We start from the raw sequence: 24200 nt of genomic DNA on the forward strand, positions 1-24200 counted from the left end.
GGCCGGGCGTCTGAGCGTTCGAATTCACAGACGCTGCAAGTCTAGGCGGGAAATGGCGCGTTTTTCAAGCGCCGCTGCAGAGACTGCACGGTCTTGTTCATGGTCACCTTGTTTAGCTGGTTAGAGATGGCCGAACACGAGTTCGAGGGCGACGGGAAGAGTATCCCGAGGCGGAAAGTTCTTTGCGTTAAATGTCGAGCAGGTCGCCGCGCCCTGGGCACGGTTTAATCCACTTGATTTTCCTTTGGGTTGGGAGCTTTGGAACCCCGTCAGGCGGGATCTATGTGGTGGAACGTTTTCTAGCAGCATCCGTTGAACGGTTCAGCTCGGCGAAGAGTGCGAGCGCCGGCATGGATGCGAAGAAGGCAGGAATATCGCGGCTGCTTTTGGTGGCCCCAGATCTGCGTCGCAGCACGTGGATGATGAGAAGCCCCGCATTTCTGCAGATGTGCGAGGCGTATGAGCGCGCGTGTTTGCGGCGCGATGCCCTCCGATGCTCGGCCGAGAAAGAAGACGAGGCGCTGCTTAGATCCGAGACGGAGTGCAAGAGCCTGGAAGCTGCCGCAATTGCATATATTCGAAAGCAGCGGCAATTTTCCGGGCTTGCGTGAACGAGGCTTTCCGATCGCAGTATCGCAGAAGATGACTCGACCAGCACCGCGTAACGTGGCCATATGGTTAAGCCGGAGCGTCGTTCGGATCACGAAGAGGCAAGCACAATGTCTTACGATTGGGACGGCAAGCGATCTCGTCGGAAGAGCGTGATCAGGTTCCTCGCCGCGCTAGCGCTGCCGGCCATATTGCTCAGTTCAGCGATTGCTGTCGCCGAATGGGCGAGAGACCCAACCCCTACAACTGCGGCCACTGAAACGCCCGCAGCTCTGCGATAAGGATGCTAGGCTCGGATGAATTTCAGGCAAGGCCAAGGTGTGCCTCAATATGGGCGAGCCGTTGGGCAAGGACATCCTTTTCCGATTTCAGGGCAGCAATCTCTTCTCCCTGCAGCATGTTCTTGTGAATGACACACTGCAGAGCCGCGACGATATCCGCAGTGATCAGACCGTAGTCCATCGTTTGGAAAACCGGCACTTCGCCCGTCTTGTCAAACAGGGCGCCCGCCGCCAATGCGTCGCGGCGCACGCCCTCGTTGACGACTTCCGGAACAGTGACGATCACCGTTTTGCTGTTTCCGTCCTCGTCAGTTATCTCCCGCTCGACCTCGTGCGCGGGGAAGATTTCTCGGCCCACCTCAACGAATTCGTCTTTCTTGCCCGTCACCGCATGCGGAACGACCTGCTGCGCCTCGTGAGCAATAAAGCCGGATACGACGCCCTTTTCCGGAGCATTGTTCCACCGGTGGAAAACTGGGCGCAGAGCCATGATTTTAAGCTCCGCATGATCCAAAACGTCGAATTGCTCCGGAGTCAGCGAGAACGTCACGATCGGCTGAACATCCGACTTAAGACGGTAATCCGATGTGGTGGAATAGCTGGTCCCAGTCGCGGTAACTGAGATGCCGCCTACTGATGAATTCTCGCGGTAAAACTCCTGAACGGCGCCGTCAGTAGCAAGTCTGGACTGATAAAACGGGTTATACCCCGATGCGCGCCGCCACATGCGTCCGGTCGCGGGACGCATTGCAACGCCGGTTGTGCTCCCGCTTGCAGGGTCAATCGTTGCTGTAAGTCCTACAAGAAAATCGCCGTTAGTCGGCTCGAACCGGGCGCGCTCGACATTGTTTGCCTTAAATATAAGCGGGTGATCACTTACGGAACCGAGTCCAATGAAATTCACACCCGACTCATATGATCCGACAACCGAGCCTCTGTTCAGTGCAAATTGAACATAACTTCCTGCGCCGTCCAAAGATTGTGTACCGGACCAAGTGTTGTTTCTGTCCTGCAGCCCGACCTTCGCCCATGAACTCCAAGTGGAACCATTGTTCCACCGCATGTACATGTTGCCGTTACTTCCCCGAATGTATACTTGCGTAATAACCGTAGCCGTGACGGCAACGACTGTGAGAGAACCTTGCGCCCCTTCGGGGGTATTAACGGTTCCTGCATTGACACTGTAAAACCCGGTTTCCGTTGCGGTATTTGCGTCAGAGAGAGCCGTTTGCACCGTCCTGAGACGAGCGGGCAACGCACCATTTAGTATCTCTGATGCACCAGGATAAGCGGGGTTTGTTATGTTCCACCAAGGATTAGGCCACGTTCCCGCAGAAGCTTCCGCCGAAAACCGAAGAAACTTCTTCGGGGAGGTTGCATCAGCTATATAGATTTCCTGAAACACCATCCCGAAACGGCGATAAACGTTCAGAACAGCTGTATATCCTGTAGCCGCCGCCCCGGATGGTCCGTTCGTCCAACTGCCTGTGATCGTATACGTACCGGGTATGATGATCGTGTTGAAATCACCGTCCGAAAGTCCGACCCCAGCGGCGGACGGGACAGGCGAAGCAACACCACCATTTACGGGACCGAGTTTCCCCAGGAGCGACAACATCGAGTCTGCGGCAAGCAGGTCTCGGCCCTTAGCCTTGATGTCGGTCAGGGCCGCCCCAGTGGCCCCAGTGAAATAAGCGAGCTTGTCAGCTGCCGGCGTAAGCCCGGCCAGCGCCGTGAGCGCCGCATTGTCGAGCCGCTGGATGTAGGCCGAGAGCGCCTGGGCGTTGACGGTCTGCTGCTGCAGATAGGCCGTGTCGCGGACGATCCAGTAGCCCTGTCCGGCCGCCGTGGTGCCGCGCCAGGGCTTCGCCAGCGTGAGCTGCGTGTTGCTGTCGACGGAGAGGATCGGCACCGGGTTGCCGTTGCTGCTGTCGAGGCCGAAGAGCCCGCCGGCAATCAATGCCGTGGCCCAAGCGGTCCCGGAGCCGTTGACCACGGCGCTGCCGGCGGTCACGGAAACCGTGCCCGTTACGTAGGGTATCGTCATGTCAGGAGTTCCTAAGCTGGAATGCCGAGAATGTAGTAGCGGATGCCGAGCACGTCGTCGGCGCCTTCGGTGCGCCACGTGCCCGGATCATCATCATCGTTGTAATAGTCGCCTGGTCGTCCGCGATTAGTGACAAACGTCGCGCTCGTTTGGGTTAGGCGACAATGGGAGCTGTCCCCACACTCGAAATTGCTGCTCGTCGAGTAGATCAATTGGCGAACGGACGGCAATTTGATCGACGCCTGCCAACTGCCGAAATTCTGATCCGAACCAGGCCCGTGTTTGGTCATGTACTTGACCATGGGGAACATTCCGGTTGCATCAAAGGTAACAACAGTTTCGACTGGGCTCCCTGCCGAGACCGGAAAATACCCCTCTTTGATGATTTGCACACACGGCCAACGACTGTCGATCACGATGTCTGCCCAGGACGGCGGGTTGGCAGAACCCGGGCGCAGGAATTGAACGACATCAACGCCGCCCTCAGTAAACTGCCTAAACACCTTATTGCTGCCGTTCGTCGGGCTGTCGCCGGCGTCGAGGTACAGCATGAACCGAGCGCGCAGCGCGCTGGCCGCGTTGAAGTAGATGCGAGAACCGCTAAACCAGTACTCCGCTCCCGCGCCGTCTTCCATGTCAGGAGTCCACGGATAATAGATTGTGGAACCCGTGTAGAAATGAACGTCAAGCGCGATATTTGTCGGCAACGTTATTCCGGTATCGTAGAACGATTCTCCGGCGGGAATTGCGATGTCCGCAGCAGCGATGACCTTGACGGGCACACGTCGACTGTCGAATGAGATTTGCCATTCGGTCGCAGTTTCCGCGTTGTACCCCGGCTTAGCGATAATCATCTTATCCGAACGAATGATGATGTTCTTACTGCCGTTTGGCGCGAGCACGGGAGCTTCTAATGACGGGTCTTCATTGCCGGGGAGGTTCCACACGATCAACCGTTTATCGCTGGATTGAAAGCGGTTGTAGGCGTCGTTTGTGTCTGAGTTGTTTATCCTCGTAACTGTTCCATACAGGAAGGAACCCCAATTGCTGACAAGTCCCTCATAATCCTTGAACCAAGGGGCTTGACGCCAATTCCCCATGAACAAATAACCGCCCTGATCGTTATAATATTTGCCGCTATATCGCCGCTGTATTTTCATCTGATTAAAGCGACCCGTACTATTGCGGGTGGCTTTCACGTCGAAAAGCGGCATATTGTACTTCAAATCAGGGAAGGCGCTATTTTTAAGCACCCATATCGCTTCATTAAATCCGCCCGCGTCACCGTAAGCAACAAGCTTTTGGTAGTTGGAAGAGTTAGACCCGGCGGGAAAGTATTGGGTACCGCTTCCGCCGGGAATAGTGTTCACACGCTCAATATGGGCGATCGACGCGTTCAGAGCATATTTCGAGTTATAGAGGAACTTCGAGCGCTGGCTGTCCGGCGTCGTGCGCGGACTGTCAGCGTCGCTCTTCATGATTTTGACGCAGCCGGCGCCGGTACTGTCGACGCCAATCATCGTGCGGACCATTAGCTAAAAACCTCGATCGTGCCGTTGTTGAGGTCGATTTTCATTTTGCCGTTCAGTGACTGAAGGAGACCGGCGTTGACCGTGCCGATATTGGCGATCGCCAGCTTCAATGCCCCGTTCTCAAAGACGAACGGGAGCTGGCCGGTGTTGCCGGAGAAGACGAGAAACTGGTCTACTTGGATCGCCATACGCGATTTCTGGACGCCGCCCTCGGTGTAGAGCTCGATGTAGAAGCCCGACACTTTGAAGCTCTGATTGGTGCCGGCCCGCAGCATGACGGAAAACCGAGCGTCGACGCCGGATGGTGCTGCCACAGCCTCGAACTTCACCAGGCCGTGCGCAAAGCGGCCGTTGAAATCGGCACTCACGCCATTGATGCTGGTCGCGTTCGCGCTATCGCCATCGGCGCGCGCCGTCTCCTCCTGGATCAGCCGGGCAAGATTGTCACCAACCTCCGCATCGATGCTTGTGATCTGGGTAGAGAGTGCGCTGTCGGCATTGGCGCGCGCGGTCGCCTCCGTCTGGATGGCCGCCGCGTTATTGCCGGTTTCGGCCGTGAGCTGCGTGATCTGGCTGCTCAGCGCTGAATCTGCGGTCGCACGCACAGTCTCCTCGGTGATCAGCCGCGCATTCGTGCCGCCGAGGCTCGCCTGCAGATATGTCAGCAGTTGCGCCGTTGCCTCATTCTCGGAGACGCGGACCCGGCTCTCCTCGGTGATCTGCGCCAGCGCGTCACCTATGGAGGCTACGATCTGCTGGCGTTCGATCTGTCCAACAGCTCCTTCGAGCGAGAAGGCATCCAGCAGCTCGACCAGCCGCGGCCGGAAGAACTCGTCCATCTCCTGTTGCAGTTCCTTGAAGCGGTTAAGCGCATCGTCCTGCAACTGCTGCAGGCCGGTGAGCAGCGTCTGCAAGCCGGTCGCCTGCGCCGTCGTCATCCAGGGGGTGAACGTGCGCAACCGATCCGGCACGGTCGTGATCGTCGCCCGGGCATTGTAGACCTTGCCGGAGACCACGTTCTTCGTGGTGCGGAACAGACCGTCCTCGGGCGAGGTACACTGATCCTCGAAAAGCTCGGTCGTGCCCTCAATCTGATAGGAGAAGCGCACCGCCGTGATCGTCGGATCGTCCGGCGGGGTCCAGGTGAAGACGAGCGCCGGCGTGTCATAGCCCTGCGCGCCGTTGATCATGCCGACGGCAACCTTGAAGTTCTGCACGGTCGACAAGAGCGACGGGTTGATCGGCGGCGTCGGCGGGATGACGACAGGGCCCGGCTGGATGCCAGCGTCGTCATAGATCGCCGCGCTGGTCTCCGAAAGAACCAGCGTGATGCGCAGCCGGTCGTCGGCCCGCCACTCGCTGATCAGCCAGCTCTTGCCGCGCCAGGTGATCCACTCGCCCTCCTGCACCGCCAGGCCAAAGCGACGGCTGACAGGAACTGTCGCCTTGCCGCCCATGCGGTTCTGCCGATAGCGGATATTGAGCAGGTATTGCGCAATGTCCGGGTCGGTCACCTGCAGGAAATCGATGCTCGTCTGCCGGTTACGGCCGTCGGCGGCTATGTCCGCATTCACATAGACCGGCTTCAGGCTCTCGGGGTTCCACATCGACTCGATCGAGGTGAACTGGCCGGAAAGGTGATTGAAGCGCTCGAAAGCCGATGGCCGGAACTGCACGTCCTTGGCGCGATCAATGGGTACATCGCCCGCGGTCAGATCCTTGACCGGGATCTGCGGTGCGCCCGGGATGACGCCGGAAAGGCCGCGGCGGTTGAGCCCATAGCCCGCCATGGCATCGTCGAACTGCTTCAGCACCTCGGTGTGATCGTCGTCGCCGCTGACGAAGAGCGAGCACTCATAGGTCTTCTTGCCATTCGCCCGCAGCGTGTCGCAGACGTTCATCGCCACGAAATAGGTGGCGAGATCGATCTGCCCGAGGCTCTTCCCCTCGCCGATCAGCGTGCGGCCGGAGACCAGCGCGCGAAGGCCCAGCTGATAGTTGAGGCGGTGAACGGCCGGGTTCTTCGTGTGCGCCCAGGTCGACGGTGTATTGAGCCGCTGCGTCCCGGAGCCACCTGCAACCGTCGAGTCCTTGCGCGGATCATATTCGCGCAAGCCCCGCAGAACGAATTCAAGTTCCGGCCGCCCCTTCGAGCCGAAGAGCTTGTCGCTATAGATGCGCTCGACGACGACGTAGCAGATGCCGGCATTGACGCTCGTGCTCTTCCACTTGTTGCCAAGCGCCGCCGACACGTCGACCAGCTTTTGATCCACCAGCTGGCCTGGCCTGCCATCGTAAAAGCGGATCGTCAGGACCGGGTCGCCAGAGCCGTTGACGAAGCCCTCGATATGATAGTTCGCAACCTCGTTGCCGATGACCGGGCGGGATACCAGCGCTTTCTTCTCGCCGTAAATGTAGACGTAAGGCTCCAGCCCGTCGCACCAGCCATTCGCGAGCACGAAGACCTCGGCATTCCATTTATTGCCGCTCCCCCACTTGGCATAGAAAGTCCGCTGCCCCTTTGTCTTGCCGACGCCGTAGAGCGTGCCGACCGGCACATCCCCGCCGAACTGGATCTCGCCCTGAACGGCCGTGTATTTCCGCTTCTGCTGCTTCTGCTGGCTGAGTTTGCCGATCGCCAGCTTGGCACCGAACGCAAGAGCGCCGCCAATGAGGCTGGCAGCGAGCGCAGAGCCGCCGAACAGCGCACCGGCGATCGCCGTCGCAATTGAAGTGAAGATTGCCATACTGGATTATCCGAGGTGGAAGGCTGCAATGACGTCGGCGAGAGCGTGATCACTCCGGCCGCGTTCGGTCTTGGTGACGAAACGGGCGCCGAGGCAGACGCCAACATGCTCGGCGCCGTCGGCCAGGCGCAGTATGACGAGATCGCCGAGGCGCGCTTCCGCCCCGCCCTTCGGCTCTTGGCCGAGCTCGGCCGAGAAGAAGCTCACCAGCGACTTATGCCCGCGCCGGCGCAGCGCCCGCTGAGCACCGGCGAGCGTGCGATAGGCGGCACGGTATTTGTCGGCGACCGCCGAGCCCGTCAGCGCGTCGATGAAGGCGCAGCCGAGCATGAAGCAATCGGCCGAGCCATAGGCATAGGGTTTCGCAAGCTCACGCGCGAGCGTGGCTTCAACGATGCGAAAGCGGTTCATGGATTGCCTCTGAAGCAGCGGTGTGGTCGGCAGGAGGCGGACCCGCTTTGTCCCCCAAGCGTTCCGTGGCCGTTCTATACTCTATGATTTAGATCGACATCAGCGCGACACCTGCCCCCATTCCTCAGGGATGGTTGCATTCGTCGCCACGTGCTCCAGGCCCGTGTCGGTGGGATTATTGTCGAACTGCTGCTCGGCCTGCGAGCGCTTGAGCCCGGTAGAGCCCCGCGCCGATCGTCCGGGCGGCTGCAGGTCAATCATCATCGTCAGCGTCCGCTCGTAGCCCGAGACCGCGCCTTCGTTGTAGCGAACCTGGTCGATCTCGTAGATCGATGAGGCGAGAATCCCGAGGACCGCGTCCGTTTCGGGATCTCCCGCCAGATGGGAGATGATCACCGGAGCATTTTGATAGTTATATTGCTCAATCTGAGAGACTGCGTCCTCGGGGTTGCTGACTGGGATGTTTGAGAAGACGATAGTCCGCGTCGTCACGGCGACGCCCACTGCGCTCACCAGTTCGCCCGGCTCGAGAAAGCGGTTCGGAAGATAGGTCAGACCGTTATAGGTGTAGGGCCTCCCACCACGATGGTAGCCGACGGTCTTGCCGGGTAAATCGAAGCGGATGAGGTCGAGCCGTGCAAGGCGGCCGGTCTCGAGCGCACTCTCGACAGCAGGATCCAGCACACTCATGAGAAAAACATCTCCGTAGCGGAAAAGGAGGCTTCGCGACCCGCCCACGATTTCGGTGCCGCCACACTGCCCGGATCAATACTCATGACACACGACGGCTTCTCGAGATGGACTGTCGCCGACGTAGTGAAATGCTGGGTGTCCAAACCAAACATGATCGAGAGCGTAACCACGCCGCTAGCGTTCGCCGTGGCGTTCTCGACGATCCGATGAAGGGATCGGATCAACACCGACTTCCGCAACTCGACATAGTCTCCGGATGATAGCTTGAAACCAGCCGGCAGACCTGAGACGACGATGGTTCTGCTGTTAGTAATGGACTGCAGAACCGCGCCGCCATTGAATGCCCCTCCCCCTGCTTTCGTGCCGGAGAGAGGTTTCCCGTTGTTGTGCGCGATTGGGCGTGGCCGGAACAGGTCGTATCCGAGAAATGGTGCACCTCGCGAACTCGACTTCATGACGAAGGCATCAAACAGTCCGTAAAAGGCTGGCGTCATCCAGTTCGTGGTGTATTGCGCCTTCCAGAAAGGCGTGCCGGCGGCCTGCTCTTCGGAACGCCGGCCCTCCATCATCGAAACGTCCGTCGGATTGATGGGATCAAACTGGCAGTCTCGCCAAGGCAGCGTCGGCAACAGAATCGGATCAGGCATGTTGGTTGCAATCCAGGGTAATCGCCGCAATATGCAGCGGTAGGGAATTAGGGAGCGGAATCAGTGCCCACAATCGATTTCAGCGGGACAACCCAGCAGGTTCTTCAGCTCTTGGCCGATGAACACAGCAAGCTGGTCAAGCAAGTATCGGACCTGGAATTCAGGGCGAATGCCCATCGCTTTATGTTTATGTTTGTTGCAAGCGCTTTATCGAACATCGATGAATCTCAGTACGAGGCGCTGATGGCCATGACAGAGAACGCCCGTAAATCGAACATCAACTCAGCGGAGAAATTCGCGAGTGATCCGAAATTGACACCCGAGCAGCGGTCCGGTGCACGACGTGCCTTCGAGGTAATGGCGCAGGAAATGGAGGAATTCCTCACATCAATGAGGAAGGCTAAGAGCGGCGAAAGTATCTTCACCGTGATCCAAGGCGGGAAATCCATCGAAGATTAGCGGTCTTCGCCGTTTTGGTAGATGTTTGCCTTCGCCGCGTCATACTGTTTTATGGTCTCGACGGAGACGCCTCGGCTCTCCGACCGAATGACGGGCCTGAACATCGGCCCCTCCTCAGCAATCACCCGAAGGATGATCTCGCGCGGCCCATTCTGGTTTAGCTGACCGCCCGATGGCGCCACGTTGCCATTAGCCGGTCGTTGAAGGCGATGGTTCGGAATGACCTCCTCGCCACCCTTGAAACGGACGAGCTCCGGCCCCTTTTCACCAACCCATGCGACGCCAGGACGAGCGGAGCTCGTTCCGTTCGCATACCCACGCAGCCCAGCCCATGGGTCCACCTTTGAGCCACCGCCGAAGAGCCAACTGACGAGTCCTCCTCCGCCAGCCCCTGCCCCGCTGACCTGAAACACGGCATCGAGGACGTCGTTCAGCAGCTTGTCGGCGATGCGGTCAAGCACCCCCAAAGCCGCGTCGCCGAAAGACTCCCATACCGATTTGCCGTTCTCAATTCCCGCGAAGAAGTCATCGAAGAAGCCTCCGGTTACTTCTTTAGCAAAATCGAGCGCGATACCCATCTGGCGGGTCTCTTCCTCGATCGCGGCCATGACCTGCGCAAGTGACGATAGCTCGCTCTTCTGGGCATCCGTGAGCGAGATACCACGCTGCTGGGCTTCATTCAGGAGCTGCGTCTCGTAGCGCAGCGCGGCTGCCGCCTGCTCGGTGAGCCCGATCGCGTCTCGCTCCGCCTCAAGCGCAGCGATCTGGCGCTCAGCCCCGGCGACAATGTCGGCGTACTTCTCCTGCTCGCTCTTGCCGCCAGTGCGCTTCTTTGACTTCTCGTCGACCTTCCCCATCCAGTCGGCGAGCGCCTGGAGCGATGCCACCCCTCTCGACGCGGCATCCGCGACCCAAGTGCCGATCTGCCCGATCCTATCCTGTGACATGATGCGTTGCAGATTTGCATTGCGGTCGGTTGCGGCTTTGCCCAGCGCATCAGCATATGGGTTCTCGATGCGCAACTTGTCGGTGAGGCCGAGATTCCCGATCGGTCTCATTCTAAGGCTCTCCGGCAGGAGCTGATTGACCTGCTCTTGCAGGGTATCAATCATCGCGGCGCCCTTCTGGATCAGCCCCGCCATCGCCTTTATCGCAGCGTTGGCAGCACCGACTGCAGCAGCTCCGATTATGTTGGGGAACTGACCCCAAAGAAATTTGATGTCCGCGAACGCCGCCTCAAAGCTGTTTATAATGAAGCTTGCAGCCGTTTTCACATCTTCGACAATGTCTCGCCCGAAGATCCCCTTGAGTTCGTCTCGGAAGACGACAGCAGCAGCCAAAACGGCTCCGAAGCCAGCGATAACCCAGCCAACAGGCCCTATCGCAGCCAACCATGCTGCCGTAAAGCTAGCCGCGACCGTCCCAGACGCGACTACGAGGCGGGATAAAACCGCGATAACATTCACGATGCCAACGACGATCGATGGGGCGTAAATCAGTGCAAGGGCTGCAGCCGCAGCGACAGCGTAAGGCGCTATGGTTTCGAGAACATCCGCCAAGGCTATCAGCGCCGACTGCGCCAACTTTGTCCAATCAACCATCTGCAGGCCAGCGGCCGCCAGCGCGATTATGCCGATCGTCAGGAGGCTAACTGGAGAGAGCACCGACAAGAAGGCTGCACCCAATCCTTGGACTGGTCTCTCCATGGACGAAAGAACTGCGGCCAGTTGTGTGCCCTGCTGGAGGGCAATCTGCAGCGGGCCCATTCCCATCTGCGCGCTGACAGCAATGTCTTGGAACTGAGCGGCAATATTTCCAAGATGGCCGCGCGACGATGCGCGGTTCTGATTGGCCGCCCGGCTCATCAACTCGATCTGTTTCGAGGCTGACGCGGCGGCCGCCCCCTCGGCGGCATAAGCCTTTGCGGCAGCTGAAGCCGCACCCGTTGCACCACGATTTGCGCCGGACAGCCCGTTTGCCGCTGCTTCCGCGCGCGCGGCCGCTCCCGTCAGCTTGTTGAGAGCGTCGGTGCCCTTCTCAACGGAACCACTTTCAACCTGCAGTCCGAGCGTCGCAACATCTGCCATGGCTTTTCCTTTTCAAAGAACGTGAGTTATCGTCCTCGCGATTCAACTGGAGGACGATTATGAGGTTCATTGTACTGGCCGCCGCTCTCCTCGCGTCGGGCGCAGCCTACGCGCAGGAGACGAAGCACGGATGGGGGTTTCAATTCAGACAGGACACATTCGACAAGGTTGTGTTGCCGCTCTCGATGATGTCTGAAGAAGGCGACAGCTTTGACAAAGCCACGCTTGCCGTCGCCTGCGGCCCGAATGGTAAGCTCGTGGCGTTTTTCCAACCCAGCGGCTTCGTTTCGTTTGACAGCAGCGCAAAACTTCAGCTGCGCGACGGTAATGGCACGAAGGAGTTTACGTTTTCGGTCGGCGAAGTTCCTCATCTGGCTAAACGACTGATGATTGACGCCGGCGAAACTGAAAAGTTGATAGACGTGTTCGCGCGCGCCGACGGCCAAGACGTTCCGTTTCGATCTGGAGAAAAGCAAGGTGCGTTCAGCTCGATTGCCGCTAGGACGACTTATGACCTACTGCGGCAGAACTGTCCCAAATGAGTCGTGTCGCCTGAGAATGGGGCCGGCAAATCGCCGCCTCAATTCTCCTGCCGATCTTGCCGGTTTTCATGCTTCTTGAACCGCCGCGCCAGCTTTGTCAGCCCCTTTGGTTGTTACCGTCACCTGCTCTGTAACCTTCTCCGATCCGTGACCTCGTCACTCTGTGCTCAAGCAGACCAACCTGCGTTTTGGTCTCCGATCGGTGGGCAGGGCGCGCTAAGTCGTCGCCTCGCGCGCCCTGATCGCCTCGCTCTCCTTCTCGATCTCGATGCAGAGCCGCGCGTCCATCGCCCTAAGGATCGCAAGCTCCTCACGCCGGATGATATTGCCAGTCAGTTGGCACCAAACAGAGAGTTCAATGTTCGAGATCGGTACTGGCCCGGAGAACCCAGGCGGCTGCGCCTGCCGAAGTTTCCAGAACCAATCCCATAGGAAGGCACCAGCGTCGGGCACCTCCGCCTCAGGGCTTTCAATCTCGAAGCTCTCATTGCGCTCGCGTCGAGTCTCGCCATCCTTGTCCTTGACGCTGTCGTAGCGCGCGACGATCGCTACGGCTTCGCAGAGCGTTTCGCCAAGCTCTTCGTAAAATTTGCGCGGTCCTCCGAGGCTGCCGCGACCTGGTCATAGATCCAGCCGGCCTCCTCAAGGACCTCCCGCGCTTTCTCGAAGGTGCATTCCGGCTTTTCTCCTTTCCAGTTGTGATCGCCCCAGTCCCAGGACGCGACGGAGGCCGCCGCCTTGTCGAGGTACTCGGCCTCAACCTTGCTGGCCGTAAGCTTCTTCTTCCGGCTCGCGAGGAATTTGTCACTATGCTGCCGGACCACGCGCTTCACCGCATCGCTCTCGGCGGAGCGGATCATGAAGCGAATACCCACGAGTTCATCGGTATCCGGCCCCGTGAGGTTGAGTTCGAAGAGGTCTTCAGAATTGACGAGTTTAGAGATGTCCAAGGGTCACCTATCGATTAAGGGATTACAGCGGGATTGACGCGGATCGGCAGTTGGTTGAGGCCGATCGTGAAGCGCTCGAGCTCGAAGTCGTCGGAGCCGCCGCCAGGATAAAGCGGACCGGACACAACGCCGCGGCTGTAGAAGATCGTGTTCGTGAACCCCTCGCCGCCATCGTTGCGCTCGACCTTGATTGCCATGTTGTCGAGGTTCAGAGGATTGCCGAACGTTCGCAGGATGACTTGGCCGGCATCGTCATGCACCGAGGCGACCTCGATCTGTGGATCACCGGCATTCGCCGTGCCCTTCTGTTTCTGGGTCACCGGCTCATCAAGCGTATTGTAGCTATTCATCGTCGACTCGGCGCCGAAATCACCGATGTTGCCGACCTTGCCAACCTGCACCCAGGTTAGTGCCGCATAGGCGGACTCGATTAGATCGGTATTCTGGGCAGTGGCGCAAACATAGACCTTGCTGCCCTTCTTGGTTGCCTTGTTTGACATGCTAGTTCTCCGGTTCGAAGGCGATGTACGGAATGGTGACGGGGATCTGTACCCGTTCACCCTCTTGGAGCGGGCCTGCCGCCCACGGCTCGCTGCTGATCGTGATCTTCACGCCAGAGGCGAATAGGGTTTGGTTCTTGAAATGGTCGATGACCTGATCGGCGACATCGAGGGCGCCAATGATGCCCTGCCCGACCGGCCAAACGACCGAGACCTGCAAGAGACCGCGCCTCTGCTGCGGGTCGTTGCCCATCGTGATCTGACGTGTCTGGTTTGGCAAAAAAGCCAAACGAAGGTATTTCGCCGGCATCTGCTGACCAGCGGGCGGGAACACGATGTTCGGCGCGGCGACTGGCAATACCTGTGGCATTGCAAGGAGCCGATCGGTGAGCGCCTTGAAGATGATTGCGTCGGTGCCTGCCGCCATATATCCGTTACCTATGTCTGAGAAGCCGCCTCTCACTGACGATCAGGTCTATGAGCGCATCCATGCGGCGCTGCTCGCGTTGGGGCGCGAGACGGCGGCCACGGTTCGGGGCGAAACTAGTTTAAGAGCAGCACGGAAGGCGCTGACACTGTTGCAGCTTGGGCTTCTGTCGGCGATGGAGCAAAGCAGCGACAAGAACCAAGCCGTCAAAGCCCCAGACGAGCCTTCAGCTCCGAGGCCTTCCGATCCACAATGAGCGGCCAGTTCTGAGCTGCGAGCCTGACGAAGCCATCGGCGGGCTGTCCATTAGCGCCATATTCTCGGTAGCCAGCGTAAGATGCCGTGTAGCCGAAGTAGAGCGTATCGCCGATGTCCGCTCCAGCGATTACCGCTTCGATCTGAGCAAAGTCTGGCGCGTAGGTACTTCCTTCCGCAGGACTGGCAGCGGCGTTGATCGCGGGCATGGCGGTCGAGGACGCGAGCAGTGATGCCCGGAGAAATCCGGTGTCCACGCGCATACGGCCGCCCTGCCCGACCGGCGTCTGCATTTCTTCGACGACCTCCTGTGTCGCCTCCTTGAAGATAGCTTCGACGGCACCCTCGACACTGTCGGCCCACTGCGCCACGGCAGCGCTAAATGAGAGCGTTGCCATCAAACGACCTCAGCGCGGTACCGGCGCACGACCGCGCCGATGTGATCCACCTTGTATTCGAGCCGGCATCGGCAGCCGGAAATCTCCGATATGGGCGCGCGCGGGTCGCCCGGGAAGCGGAGAAGCGCGCCAGATGGGCTCTGAAATACCTCATCCATGCCGACGGCCTTGCCGTTGAGGACACGATGGGTGTGCCGCACACGGCTGTCGCCGGCGGAACGCCATACCTTCGTGACGTCTTGCGCCCGGACCTTGCCGGCCTCGATCTGCTGCCGCATCGCCTCGTCGCGGGCGGAGCTGAGCGCAATCATGGTCTCGGTCCGCGCCAGCATTTCGCCGCGGAGAAGCAGGTTCTTATCGCGCAGCCGGCCGATGATCTTGGCCAGCGCCTCGCCGGTCACCGGCTTCCCTGCTCTGATGGCTGCCATAACGGTTCGGTCGAAACGCTTGTCGCGCGTCTTGAGCTCGAAATACCGGTTCATCAGGTCCGGGTCGTCGGAATCAAGATGCAGGCGCGCCCGCTCGATAAACTCGATCTGGTACCGGGTCAGACCGATCACGCCGCCCTCTCGGCGGCCGGTGACGCGGCTCTGCCGGCCGACGACGTCGAGGGCCGTCGATCTCGGGTTGGCGCCTCTGGCAAGCCCCTGCTCCAACGCCTGGCGGATGCCCTGTCGCTGGTCATCGGTGATGTGCGTGACCATCGTCGACGACAGGTCGCGCAGTATCGCCTCGGCAACAGGATTGCGGACGCCGAAGCGCCAGATCACGCGATTGCCTTGCGGGTCCATGACCTTCGGTAGCTCAGCGACTGCGTTGGTGCCACCAGCGTTGAAAGCGTCCTGCAGGGCAATTTCGAGCGCGGAGAACACCTCCGGCTCGATCTGCATGGCATCGACCGCGCCGTTGACGTCGCCGCGCTCCAGCCGCTCGACCACGACGCGGAGGACGATGCCCGACTTGATCTCCTCGATAGCCTGCCGGAATGCGGCGGCGAGCGCCGGCTCGTATTTGGCGAGGAGTTCATCAAACGTCATAGGTTATCCAATCTTCTTGCCAGGGAACCGAAGTACCCTGCAGGCGTTGCCGCTCCTCATTGAAGGAGAACCGAAGCCATGAGCGAAGTCACAGCAATTCCGAATCTCGACCTCAACCGTTATCTGGGGCGCTGGTATGAGATCGTCCGCCTGCCGCTCAAATATGAAGAAGATGCCGCGACGGACATCACGGCAGACTATTCCCTTGATAACGACGGAAAGATTCGCGTCGACAACCGCTGTTTCGATAACAACAACCAGCCCAAGCAAGCGCTCGGCCAAGCAGAGCCAATCGATGCGACGAACGCTAAGCTGAAAGTCAACTTTCTTCCGGCTGCACTTCGTTGGATACCCTTCACTGACGGCGATTATTGGGTGCTCAAAATCGATCCTGAGTACCGGGTCGCATTGGTCGGCACGCCTGATCGTAAGTTTCTTTGGGTGATCGCGCGCGAGAGTGCCGTTTCGGAAAGCACCCTGGAAGACTACCTAGCTGAGGCTCGACGGCAGGGATTTGACCTGAAGAGCCTTATCAGGCCGCGCCACACCGGGCGGGAGGTGAGCGATGCTATGCTCGAGAAACAATGATGCTCATAGGGCAACCCTCTCCTTGGGCCGTGTCGGCGGCGGTAGCGTGATATTCGAAGCGCTATCGCGAGGGATCGATCGCCTCCCGAAAGCCCGCCACAAGCTTTGGCTCGTATGCACTGAGCAACTGATCGAAATTCATGTAAGGATTCCGCTGCATGAACCGAAACGCCCTCTATCTCATCATCGCCGTGCTTGCCGTCATTACTGTCGGACTGGGCATCTACGTCTACCAGGAGGAGACGACACAAGGCGTCGAGATCAAGATTGGCGAGGACGGGATCTCGGTTCAGGAGAACTAAGCCGCAATCCTTCCTTGGACGATGAAGACGACCGGCGTGATGCCATCGTATTTGTTCGGGTCGCCGTTGATGATGGCGTAATCGGCGCCATTGGCGGTCACGACGTCGCCGACCGTGGGCTCGATCGAGAGGCCGACAGCGGAGATGTAAATCTGCATGTCACCGGTCTGGATGACCGTGCCGTCGATGTAGCGGGCCTCGTAGGCCATCGGGACGAGCGTGGCGGGATAAGACGTGACGACAGGCTCGCCGCCGTAAACAGGATCCGGAGGCGTGATCCGCTTCACAGTAGCGGATTGGCCGTACTTGGCGATGAGGCGCTGCGCGGTCGCCTGCAGGCGCGCATAGATCGGGTTTGCCATCCTCCGCCCTTCCTTTTCGAGAGCTAAGCCTTATTTACGCCTCATTGCCGCAAGGCTCTTTGTTCAAGGATCTGGGGGACATGTCCGCCACAATCAGCATCCTCCTGACCATCCTCTTCGCCGGGGTTGTGCTTTATCTCGTGCAGAAGCTTCCAATTGACCCTACGATGAAGCAGAGGGCTCAATTCGTTATTTTGATCGCCGGAATGGTCTCGTTGCTCGGTTCACTGGGCGTATTCTGATCAAGTTCCGATGCCTGGAGCTACACCACCAAAGCACCCGGCCAGACCGGCACGAGAAACGGCCAGAGCAGCCCTTCGATCGTGGTCACGACAGGCGTTGCGAGCGCGACGAGGTCGTCGATATCCGTTGAAGTAGAGGTTGAATACTCGACCTCAAGCTGTCCGATTTTCTCGCGCTTCACCGTAGACGTGCCTGTTACGACCGGCGAAAGGCTGCCTGGGTTCGTCAACTCGAGGAATGCGGCCTCATACGAGGCGTTGATAACCGCGACCGGGATTTCGCCCGAGGGGATCGCCTCGCCGTAATAGGTCGTCGCGCCCGTGCGCGGCCAGGCTCGCTCTTGGGCGTACCCGCCGGTCCTTTGCCCGCTGAACCGAGGCTCATACCGATCGATCACCAAAGAACCGCGCTGACGTGCGGCGGTCTTCTGGGCATCGGTCGCGCCATCGGGAAAGACATAGCCGGCCGCCTCAGCGTAGGACGTGAAGCCTGCATTATCGCCGTATCCAGCCATGTCGATCTCCGATGCAAGAGTAGGCCCGGCAGGTTACCGCCGAGCTGATTGTCAGGGCTGCGTCGCCAGCTCTTCGAGAGCAGCGACAATCTCGTCCTTGGTGGACGGGGTCTTTTCGCCGAGCAGCTTCTTGGCGGCCGACTTGAAGGACATGAACTGCACGTTCTGGTCCTTCGCCATTTCGAGCACTTCGAGTGCCGTCTTCGGACCGTCGCCGTCCTGGTTGCTTGCAGCCTTGGAGACGCCCTCGATCTTGAGGAAGCGAAGGCGCTTGGCCTTTTCGAGATCGACGCCTTCAAGCTCGACATCGCGGGTCTCACCCGGTGGGATGTAGACCGCCCGCCCTTTCGAGCGGACGCCCTGCAGCGCCTTGCTGTTGTTGGTGACCTTCATGACTGATCCTCTGATTACGGAGCGGTGATTTCGTCGCCGTAGGCGGCAGCACCGGGCAGACGCCATTCGGTACCACCGGTACGGGCGATGATGCCGGTCTCGAAGCCCATGATGGACTTCTGGCGCGGTTGGAGGACACGGCGCGGCATCGGCAGGTGGAAGCGGAGAACTTCCTCGTCCCGGCGGTAAACGACCATGCGGCCGCCGCCGTCTTGGGAGGCATTCGCCAGCTCGCGCAGCGGCTGGATGTCGAGTGGCTGGTTGGTTTCCGCCGTGTAGACGTTGTTGCGGCGGATGTATTCCAGGAGCGTCAGGAGGCCGTCACCCTCGCCGAGGCGGCGGGTGGCGATGAGGCGGAACGCTTCCGGCGGCAGGCGCAGCGTGTCCACCCATTCCACTTCCGAGGTGTTCTCGCGGACGCTGGAGATCAGGTCGTTGATGTCCCGAAGGATCTGGTCGTTGGACTTCGCCGACCAGAAGGTCGAAGAGCCCGTGCCATCCGCGGCAACGTCGACACGGGAGACCTGCGGGTCGTTGACGAAGCCGGTCCAGTTCTTCTCGGCCGTTCCGACCATGGCAACCGAGTTGAGCAGGCGCTCGACCTTATCGGAAGCCGACATTGCCTTGGTGCCGTTCAGGTCGATGCCGTAAAGGGCAGCCTGATTGACCTCCTCGAGGTTCCACTCCCAGCCGGAGCCGATCATCGCGAAGTCATGGCTGGCCATATCCTTCGTGGCCTGGTTGAAGGGCATGTCGGTACCGGCACCGGAGAGGAACTTAGCCTCGCCTGCGGTATCGACGGTGAAGAAGGTCGTCCCGATCGCCCAGGCGTTCCCTTCCGTCACGACGGGCACGTGGGCGCCGTAGTTGAAGGTCGGATAACGCCGCTGGTAGATGCGGGTCTCGATGTTGCGCCCCTGCGCGATGACGAAGGGGAACGCGGCCTGCGCATCAGCGAAGGCCTGACGGATGATCTGGTTCATGGTTCAGGTCCTTTCCCTGATCAGGCTGCCGGGGCCGAAGCGCGCAGACGAAGCGCGATCTCGACGATTGCGCCATTCGCGCCGGACGTGTCGAAAACTGCATCGGGGATGGGGCCGACGATATCCACACCCGCAGCGTTGACGTAGCGATGGGTCAGCGTGTTGTAGAAAACAGCATCGCCCTGCGCGACCGCGCCGCCGGCAGTGACGTACATCGTGCCCATCGTCATGAATGCGCCGGTGAAGTACCGGGGATAAGAGTCGGGTACCAGCACATCTGCCGGCACGGCAGGGTTCAGAACGGTGATGCCGATGAATTCGCCGCCGGCCGCAAAGGGCACAACCCCGTGGTCAGCGGCGCCGCGCTGAACCGGCTGGCCGAAGCGCACTCCGCCGAGGTTCTCGACCGTGCGGCTGATCTTGTTGCACTTCTCCTCGGAAGCGATCTGGCCATGCAGGCCCTTCGGAGGAGCGTTTGTATAAGTGGTCTGGTAGGTAGCCATTGAAGCGCCTCCTTAGTTGGCCGCTGCAGAGGTCTTGCCGGCCTTCATGTCGGCGACCATCTGGGTATAGGCGTCGGTCACGCCCTTATCGGCGTCGCTGACCTGCGAAAGGCCCTGCTGCATGACGGTGCGGAACGGATCGGCGCCGTTCTTGCTGGCATCCTCGACGAGTATGTCGAAGCGAGCGTCGATGTAGGCCTCCGACTTGTCGGCGACCGCCGCATCGCCGAGCTTGGCGACGACGACGGCCTTGCGGATGGCGGCATCGGAAAGACCTTCGGTCTTCACGTCCTTCGCGATAGTGTGCGCCTTGGTGATGAGATCGGCACGGGTCTGGACGCGCTTGTCGACATCGGCGTCGGAAAGGATCTTGCCCTTCAGAGCGTCAATCTCGGCATCCTTCTTCGCCAGCTCGGCATCCTTGGCGGCCAGAGCCGTCTGATGTGCCTTCTCGGCGTCGGCGAACTTGGTGTTGGCGTCGGCAAGGCGCTGCTGGAGCGTGCCGATCACCGTGGCACCCTGGTCGGTTACTTCAACCGGGATGCCATCGACGGTAACCGTCTTCAGGGTCATGATCTTGTCCTCTTTCGGTTTCTGATCACTGGTGAAAGGGGCAGCGCCCCACGACCTCGCACCGTCGCCGATGCGAGCTTCTGATCCGGCGCGGCCGCGCTGCACGATGGCGACGTGGTTGATCCGGATATCTTTCTGGATGGCGTCGTATTTCTCGCCCGCCGGCGTGGTGCCTGGCTCCCAGGCGAGATCACAGGTGTAGCCGGCGGAGAGCTCGCGCTTGCCGCCCTCGATCTCGCTAATGGTGGCACCATCCATGACGACGAGGGGGACGCGGACGAATTCACCGTCGCGGGCGACCTCATCTCCAATCTGGCCAACGGAAAGCGCTTTCCAATTATCGGCCGTCACCGCCTCGTCCGGATGATCGTTTGTCACCGGCTTGTGCGCGTAGCTGCCGAGGCTCGCCTTGTCGAAGACCTGATCCTCTGGCCGATAGACCTTCACGACCTGCATTCCCGGCTTGCCGACCTCATGGCCGGCATAGAGCTGGATGCCGGTGCGCGCGGTGCGGACGTCAGCAACAAGGTAGCCGTCGGCGGTCCGTCGCGTGCCCGCGATCGGTGCAAGGTCTGTGAATTTCATGGAATTTACCTCTGGCCGGACTCGACTCTTGATTGTCTTGATGTCTGAATTCTACCAGACAAAAAGGAGCGTCGAATGCCGGATTTCATGATCGCGTATGACCTGAAGCAGGTCGGCCAGAATTACACGTGCATAACGGACAAGCTTAAAAAGCTGGGGGCATTTCACTCCCAAGGCTCTGTCTGGCTTCTCAAATCGACCACTAACTGCAAGGCACTACGTGATCACCTCAAAGGGTGTCTGGACGGAAACGATGAACTCATGGTGGTCCAAATATCAGATTGGGCCTCGTATCAAATGAATCCAGACGCCGCGTACCTCAATGGCTAGGCCGTAGGGCGTCACGCCTCCTACACCGCTGATTTCCAATCATCGTTCACTTCCTCGAAGATCTCGGGCCCAAGCACGATTTTGCCGCGGTACGGCTCGACCTTGGACAGATCGACATCGCCACCGATCTGGATGGTAATGTGCGGCTGGTATTCCGGCCATTCCCACGATGCGCCGGCCTCGATCATCGCGCGGTGACGCCAGACCAGTTCCGACGCGGTGATCAGCAGGGCCTTGTACTTGCCGTCACCGCCCAGGCTGTCCATCTGGCGGGGCCCGCCGGCAGCTATCTCAAGCCGAGGCGACCAGCTTTCGCCCATGTCAAACCAATCGACCGGCGTCCGGCTGTAAGCGATCGTGACATGAAGGTCCGGGACGATGTCAGTGAAGCCCTGCCCTTCGGCCCAACGTACGATATCGGACCGGTTGATGACGTCTCGGCGCACATACAGCGTGCGCGGCGCGGCGTCGGCAGTCGGCTTTCTCTGCACCACTGGTGTCTGTTGCGCCTGCTGGGCAGCAGCCGCTGCGGCGACCTCTTCCTCTTCGGGCTCCTGCTCGCTGAGCTTGCCGTATTCCTCAATCGCTGCATCGAGGCCGGGCAGTGATCCGTCCTCAATGAACGTGTTGACCAGCGCATCTGAAACGGCGTCGCGCGGGATGATTTCCTGCCCCGTACCGGTTCCGACCAGCTGCCGAGCCGCATCGGCCTTCGTCTTGAAGACGTCGGCCTTTTCCTTCTCCGACATGCCCCAGAGCGGCGCCCACTCGTAGTAGATGTCCGGGTCGCGAGAGCCGAGCGCGCTCCGGATGATGCACTCGTCGAGGCGCGCCATCGCCGGCGTCATCTCGACGGTCTGCATCGCCTGCAGCCGGTCGTAATAGTTCCGCAGGTCGCTTTCGCCCGTGGCGTTCATGCCGGCCGGCGACTGGCCAAGCAGCCGGGTAGCCGGAATGTCCGCCGCGCCCGACACGATCTGCAGGAACGACATCAGGACTTCGGGCAGCGTGGCGAAGCTCGCCGTCTTCTGCTCGTACTCCTCTTCCTTGTCGAGGAGGAGGTCGCCGTTGATGCCCTTTGCCGTCGCCGCAAGCGTATAGCGCTCTAGGATCTTGGCGCGGTACTCTGCGTTGCCGAGGTTCTGCATGAAGTCGGGGATGCGGATCACGTTGACCTTGGCCTCGAAAACGAGACTGGCGATGTTCGCCGCGGTACCGTCAGCCTGCTTGATCGCATCGACGACCGACAGGAGGACGCTGTCGCCCCAACCGGCATAGGTCGTCGTTACGATGTCTTCGTCCGGCTGTTGACTGCCGTTGAAGATGACCAGGCGCGACGGATGAATTTCCACCTGAGCGCCATCGGCCGACTTCAGCTGATAGACCTTCGGCTTCCCATACCATTCGGACGCCGGATCACGATCGATCTCGCCGGCCGTGAGGTGGCGACGCGTCATGACCGTGAGGTATTTCAGGCCGCCCTTCCCGATGCGCTCGACGTCGAGCGGCGCGGCCAGGTCCTGGTCGCCGGTACCGATGACCAACGCAGCGCCGCCCCAGAGCCGCGCCTTGATGCGGGTCTCCAGCAGCTTGCCCATGAGGTTCAGCCGCTTCTCTTCCGCTTCGATGGCCTCGATCTGCGGCTTCTTCGCCTGCCAATCGCGCCAGGCGCGGATGCTGTCGAATGCTGGGATATCGACGATCTTCTTGGGGAGCCACGCGCCACGGTAGGCGTTGAGCAGCTCCTCGTCGGTGAGCATCGGCATCGAATAGACGTTAGCCGCTGCCTTGTCCCGGCTGGTACCCAGGCTGGCGACCATGTTTGTCAGGCTGTCGCGGACGAACGCGATGATGTTGGCCATGTCCGCTCCTAAACGTTCGTCAGCGTGAAGGACGAACCTCCAAGCATCAACTCGGTGAGAGCCCAGACCAGGGCGTCGGCCCGGTCAGGTGAACCCTCTCCGAGGTATCCAGACGGCGTGAAATTGCACATCTGGTCTTCAAGGTCGGGGAAGTCTCCGACGTGATGAACTTTGCCCTGCTCATACAGCGCGCTGATAGGCTCTGCTCGAACCGCTTTGCCTCGGCTGGCGACGACTTCCTTGAACGGCGCGGTCTTATCAGCCGTCGAGACGGTAAAGCGCACCATGTCGCCACCGAAGTTCCGTTCCCCGATGATCCGGTGCGCCTGATGACGATGGTAGAGGTCGACCGCTCGCCTGCCCCACCCTTCTGGCGACAACTGGCAAGTGCCATCCTCAAGAATGTAGCCATGCCCGTCGATGCCGAGGCCGGCAACGACGATACCGATATCGTCGCCCGCGCCATCGCCTCTCGTACCGGAGGGGTCGACGGAAACCACGATGCGCCGCATTTCAGGAGCGCTGGCAACACGCAGGCTGTCGATGCCCGGCATCAGCTTCCCGTCTGGCGCCTTGCGATCCTCAAGAGCCCATAGAGCGCCGCTGACTTCGCTGGCCCATTCTCCAGCCTCGAACCGCAACCTCTTCGCTGCGGACATCGAGGCAAGCACCTCGAAATACTCAGGCGGCAGGTTCTCCGAGTTGTCGGCAGGATTCACCTGCATCTCGGCATAGTCTTCCGGCTTAGCCAGCTTCTCCTTCGTGCCCGGCTTCATCTTCGCCCGGAACATCTGGAAGCTCCAATGGAGCTTAGATGGCGGGTTGCAGTCGAAGTAGGCCTTGAGCGCTAGGTACCTTCTGCCTGTCGCCGCGGCGATCGCTGGAGCGAGCTCGCACTTCTGCGCCAAGCGAGACATTGCGGTTTCGACAGAGGCCCAAGGGATTTGGCTGCTCTCGTTGAAATAGAGAGTGGCGTATTCCTGCCCGAGGATCTTCTCGACCCGCTCTTTATCATCGAGGCCGGCTATCCAGATCTGCGATCCGTTCGGCAGCTCGACATAGAAGTCGGTCTTATCAAATCGCACCCGAACCGACGGGAAGCAGAGAGACAGAACCTTTGGCAGGGTATCGGACCAGACCGACGTCTTCGCGTGGTTGAACCGGAACCTGAATATGACGTGCCGCGAACCGGGAGCGTTAATCGCTCGCTGAATCAGCGCCCGGCAAAGAACGAACGTCTTTCCGGACCGAGACCCGCCACGGAGCATGATATTGCGCGCCGGGCCGGCGAGAAGGCGATTAGCCTCTCGCTGTTTCTCCGTTAATCGAGCTACCTGCAT

The 24200-nt window shown here is 60.0% G+C and carries 28 protein-coding genes; 7 read left to right on the top strand and 21 right to left on the bottom strand.

The genetic code is table 11. The features are described 5' to 3' along the window. Positions 1–350 precede the first annotated feature (350 nt). The gene (locus tag PZL22_RS11540) at positions 351–611 is read left to right on the top strand and encodes a hypothetical protein (RefSeq protein WP_088194619.1); all 261 of its coding nucleotides are present in this window, start codon (positions 351–353) and stop codon (positions 609–611) included. A gap of 301 nt (positions 612–912) precedes the next feature. Here PZL22_RS11540 and PZL22_RS11545 read toward each other — a convergent pair whose 3' ends face one another. From PZL22_RS11545 to PZL22_RS11570, 6 genes are all read right to left on the bottom strand, one after another. Next, positions 913–2937 (bottom strand): pyocin knob domain-containing S74 family peptidase, encoded by a 2025-nt coding sequence (locus tag PZL22_RS11545; RefSeq protein WP_127639813.1) that lies wholly within the window; start codon positions 2935–2937, stop codon positions 913–915. Between the two features lie 11 nt (positions 2938–2948). Continuing rightward, positions 2949–4469, bottom strand: coding sequence for a hypothetical protein (locus tag PZL22_RS11550; RefSeq protein ID WP_127639812.1), 1521 nt, complete (start codon positions 4467–4469; stop codon positions 2949–2951). Further along, positions 4469–7216 (bottom strand): phage tail tip fiber protein, encoded by a 2748-nt coding sequence (locus tag PZL22_RS11555; protein ID WP_284718658.1) that lies wholly within the window; start codon positions 7214–7216, stop codon positions 4469–4471. Before PZL22_RS11555 ends, PZL22_RS11550 begins: the two co-directional genes overlap by 1 nt. Before the next feature lie 6 nt (positions 7217–7222). Then, positions 7223–7627, bottom strand: a complete 405-nt coding sequence (locus PZL22_RS11560) for a DUF6950 family protein (protein ID WP_088197069.1) — start codon at positions 7625–7627, stop codon at positions 7223–7225. A gap of 99 nt (positions 7628–7726) precedes the next feature. Further along, positions 7727–8317, bottom strand: a complete 591-nt coding sequence (locus PZL22_RS11565; protein WP_088197068.1) for a DUF2163 domain-containing protein — start codon at positions 8315–8317, stop codon at positions 7727–7729. Then, on the bottom strand, positions 8314–8967 hold the full coding sequence (locus tag PZL22_RS11570) for a hypothetical protein (protein WP_017275434.1): 654 nt from the start codon (positions 8965–8967) through the stop codon (positions 8314–8316). Before PZL22_RS11570 ends, PZL22_RS11565 begins: the two co-directional genes overlap by 4 nt. A 63-nt stretch (positions 8968–9030) precedes the next feature. Between PZL22_RS11570 and PZL22_RS11575 the strand changes: the two genes are divergently transcribed. Then, a complete protein-coding gene (locus tag PZL22_RS11575) occupies positions 9031–9426 on the top strand; it encodes a hypothetical protein (RefSeq protein WP_014529559.1) in 396 nt (131 codons plus the stop codon). Here the strand turns inward: PZL22_RS11575 and PZL22_RS11580 are convergent. Beyond that, on the bottom strand, positions 9423–11513 hold the full coding sequence (locus tag PZL22_RS11580) for a phage tail length tape measure family protein (RefSeq protein WP_127639809.1): 2091 nt from the start codon (positions 11511–11513) through the stop codon (positions 9423–9425). The two genes, PZL22_RS11575 and PZL22_RS11580, sit on opposite strands and share 4 nt — an antisense overlap. 59 nt (positions 11514–11572) lie before the next feature. Here PZL22_RS11580 and PZL22_RS11585 point away from each other — a divergent pair, with 59 nt between their 5' ends. Then, positions 11573–12055, top strand: coding sequence for a hypothetical protein (locus PZL22_RS11585; protein WP_284718659.1), 483 nt, complete (start codon positions 11573–11575; stop codon positions 12053–12055). Between the two features lie 216 nt (positions 12056–12271). Here PZL22_RS11585 and PZL22_RS11590 read toward each other — a convergent pair whose 3' ends face one another. The 6 genes from PZL22_RS11590 to PZL22_RS11615 all read right to left on the bottom strand — a co-directional run bounded on the left by PZL22_RS11590 (position 12272) and on the right by PZL22_RS11615 (position 15622). Beyond that, on the bottom strand, positions 12272–12508 hold the full coding sequence (locus tag PZL22_RS11590; protein ID WP_127639807.1) for a phage tail assembly chaperone: 237 nt from the start codon (positions 12506–12508) through the stop codon (positions 12272–12274). 95 nt (positions 12509–12603) lie between these two features. Beyond that, complete coding sequence (locus tag PZL22_RS11595; protein WP_088194467.1) at positions 12604–13005, bottom strand: hypothetical protein; 402 nt, start codon at positions 13003–13005, stop codon at positions 12604–12606. Positions 13006–13019: 14 nt separating this feature from the next. Continuing rightward, positions 13020–13505, bottom strand: coding sequence for a hypothetical protein (locus PZL22_RS11600; protein ID WP_127639806.1), 486 nt, complete (start codon positions 13503–13505; stop codon positions 13020–13022). 1 nt (position 13506) lies between these two features. Next, the gene (locus PZL22_RS11605) at positions 13507–13932 is read right to left on the bottom strand and encodes a phage tail terminator-like protein (RefSeq protein WP_127639805.1); all 426 of its coding nucleotides are present in this window, start codon (positions 13930–13932) and stop codon (positions 13507–13509) included. A gap of 206 nt (positions 13933–14138) precedes the next feature. Beyond that, positions 14139–14585, bottom strand: coding sequence for an HK97 gp10 family phage protein (locus PZL22_RS11610; protein ID WP_284718660.1), 447 nt, complete (start codon positions 14583–14585; stop codon positions 14139–14141). Beyond that, positions 14585–15622, bottom strand: coding sequence for a phage minor head protein (locus PZL22_RS11615; RefSeq protein WP_284718661.1), 1038 nt, complete (start codon positions 15620–15622; stop codon positions 14585–14587). The genes PZL22_RS11610 and PZL22_RS11615 overlap by 1 nt, the downstream gene beginning before the upstream one ends. Positions 15623–15700: 78 nt before the next feature. Here PZL22_RS11615 and PZL22_RS11620 point away from each other — a divergent pair, with 78 nt between their 5' ends. Next, positions 15701–16210, top strand: coding sequence for a lipocalin family protein (locus PZL22_RS11620; protein WP_038439119.1), 510 nt, complete (start codon positions 15701–15703; stop codon positions 16208–16210). Between the two features lie 158 nt (positions 16211–16368). Next, positions 16369–16512 carry a hypothetical protein gene (locus tag PZL22_RS11625; protein WP_015007746.1) on the top strand — a complete coding sequence of 48 codons (144 nt, stop codon included), beginning with the start codon at positions 16369–16371 and terminating at the stop codon, positions 16510–16512. On the opposite strand, the gene PZL22_RS11630 is transcribed toward PZL22_RS11625, so the two are convergent. Continuing rightward, the gene (locus PZL22_RS11630) at positions 16509–16874 is read right to left on the bottom strand and encodes a hypothetical protein (protein ID WP_015007747.1); all 366 of its coding nucleotides are present in this window, start codon (positions 16872–16874) and stop codon (positions 16509–16511) included. The genes PZL22_RS11625 and PZL22_RS11630 overlap by 4 nt on opposite strands. Before the next feature lie 80 nt (positions 16875–16954). Between PZL22_RS11630 and PZL22_RS11635 the strand changes: the two genes are divergently transcribed. Further along, on the top strand, positions 16955–17116 hold the full coding sequence (locus PZL22_RS11635; protein ID WP_015007748.1) for a Thivi_2564 family membrane protein: 162 nt from the start codon (positions 16955–16957) through the stop codon (positions 17114–17116). A 20-nt stretch (positions 17117–17136) separates the two neighbouring features. Here the strand turns inward: PZL22_RS11635 and PZL22_RS11640 are convergent, their stop codons facing one another. Genes PZL22_RS11640 through PZL22_RS11660 form a run of 5 tightly spaced genes read right to left on the bottom strand, consistent with a single transcriptional unit; the run spans position 17137 to position 20668 of the window. After that, positions 17137–17631, bottom strand: a complete 495-nt coding sequence (locus tag PZL22_RS11640) for a DnaT-like ssDNA-binding protein (RefSeq protein ID WP_284718662.1) — start codon at positions 17629–17631, stop codon at positions 17137–17139. A 51-nt stretch (positions 17632–17682) separates the two neighbouring features. Further along, complete coding sequence (locus PZL22_RS11645; protein WP_127639802.1) at positions 17683–18024, bottom strand: hypothetical protein; 342 nt, start codon at positions 18022–18024, stop codon at positions 17683–17685. Positions 18025–18038: 14 nt separating this feature from the next. Further along, positions 18039–19007 carry a DUF2184 domain-containing protein gene (locus PZL22_RS11650; RefSeq protein ID WP_127639801.1) on the bottom strand — a complete coding sequence of 323 codons (969 nt, stop codon included), beginning with the start codon at positions 19005–19007 and terminating at the stop codon, positions 18039–18041. Between the two features lie 20 nt (positions 19008–19027). After that, on the bottom strand, positions 19028–19510 hold the full coding sequence (locus tag PZL22_RS11655) for a structural cement protein Gp24 (protein WP_127639800.1): 483 nt from the start codon (positions 19508–19510) through the stop codon (positions 19028–19030). 12 nt (positions 19511–19522) lie between these two features. After that, positions 19523–20668 carry a DUF2213 domain-containing protein gene (locus PZL22_RS11660; RefSeq protein ID WP_127639799.1) on the bottom strand — a complete coding sequence of 382 codons (1146 nt, stop codon included), beginning with the start codon at positions 20666–20668 and terminating at the stop codon, positions 19523–19525. Between the two features lie 75 nt (positions 20669–20743). Between PZL22_RS11660 and PZL22_RS11665 the strand changes: the two genes are divergently transcribed. Beyond that, a complete protein-coding gene (locus PZL22_RS11665) occupies positions 20744–20998 on the top strand; it encodes a SinR family protein (RefSeq protein ID WP_127639798.1) in 255 nt (84 codons plus the stop codon). A 20-nt stretch (positions 20999–21018) separates the two neighbouring features. Here the strand turns inward: PZL22_RS11665 and PZL22_RS11670 are convergent, their stop codons facing one another. Together PZL22_RS11670 and PZL22_RS11675 are read right to left on the bottom strand one after the other, a co-directional pair. Continuing rightward, positions 21019–22860, bottom strand: a complete 1842-nt coding sequence (locus PZL22_RS11670) for a phage portal protein (protein WP_284718663.1) — start codon at positions 22858–22860, stop codon at positions 21019–21021. 8 nt (positions 22861–22868) lie between these two features. Beyond that, on the bottom strand, positions 22869–24200 hold the full coding sequence (locus tag PZL22_RS11675) for a phage terminase large subunit (protein ID WP_017276967.1): 1332 nt from the start codon (positions 24198–24200) through the stop codon (positions 22869–22871).

It is taken from the genome of Ensifer meliloti (assembly GCF_030064585.1).
Lineage (GTDB): Bacteria > Pseudomonadota > Alphaproteobacteria > Rhizobiales > Rhizobiaceae > Sinorhizobium > Sinorhizobium meliloti.